Annotated in this window: 2 pseudogenes; one reads left to right on the top strand and one right to left on the bottom strand. The window is 40.1% G+C overall.

Going from position 1 to position 982, the window contains the following annotated elements:
* Positions 1–431: 431 nt before the first annotated feature.
* Positions 432–878, top strand: a pseudogene (locus HMPREF1640_RS12215) (Arm DNA-binding domain-containing protein); the annotation flags it as partial.
* Here the strand turns inward: HMPREF1640_RS12215 and HMPREF1640_RS13835 are convergent.
* Positions 842–982: pseudogene (locus tag HMPREF1640_RS13835) on the bottom strand (site-specific integrase); the annotation flags it as partial. The pseudogenes HMPREF1640_RS12215 and HMPREF1640_RS13835 overlap by 37 nt on opposite strands.

The raw sequence follows: 982 nt of genomic DNA, 5'->3' as shown, positions 1-982 counted from the left end.
GGGTATCATAAACTGCTGTAAAGATAGTAACTATTTGATAATCAGCAAAACTTCTGGTATTAAAAATTCACAAAATATCATTCTGCCTTACTCATAATCTGGAGGTCCCTGGTTCAAGCCCAGAGAGGTCCACAAATAGGTTTCAAAAAGACATCAAGCAACACGTCATTTTAGCCTTTAAAACAAGGATAATCGCTGTAAAATCATGGTCTTACAGCGATTTTTATTTTTATCCATATCCGTTTGACTGCTAAACTGTACCTTTTGATAGTCATTATTCGGTCATTTTCTGCTACAGAAATAGCTACACAAAAACAGAATCTCAAAAAAAATGTAGCAATGAATGGAAAATGACTATTAAATTGACAGCATGCAAAGTTTTCGTTTTCAAGAACTTATGCCGAACTTTGTAGCCAAAAAGCTACACTAAAATGATGCGTTTAGACAGAAGCAAAACAAGCGAAAGGAATGAATGCATTATCCGCTGCCGTATCACCTGCAACGGTGCGTCTGCTTCATTCTCAACAGGATTGCATACCTCTCCTGTTGATTGGCAATCAAAGATAGGACGTATAAAAGTGGCAGCTAACAGAGCGAATGCCGTCAATCATCAACTGAGCTCAATAGATAAACGACTTCACGCACTCTATGAACTCGCGTTAAGAGAAGAGAACTACATCACGGCAGAATATCTTAAGGAGCAGTTCCTGCATCAAGGCAAACCTACCCCAACACTCATAGAGCTTTACCAAGCTGTCTGCGAAAGTAAGGAGGTATTGCAGGGCAAGACTATAGGAAAGGCTACCGTCAGGGCTTTTAGGGACAGCAGGAAGAGCTTTATTCAATTTCTGAAAACAAGTGGGAATGAGGATTGTCTCTCCGCTATTTCTTTCTCCTTTGCCGATTGTTTGGCTATAAGCCTGTCCATATCCTCCGAAATCTTGTTGTCCGTCACCTGCGCATAAACTTGAGTGCTTGATAC

The sequence above is a fragment of the Prevotella sp. S7-1-8 genome (assembly GCF_000758925.1).
Taxonomy (GTDB): domain Bacteria; phylum Bacteroidota; class Bacteroidia; order Bacteroidales; family Bacteroidaceae; genus Prevotella.
This window is presented reverse-complemented; position numbering and strand designations above follow the sequence as displayed.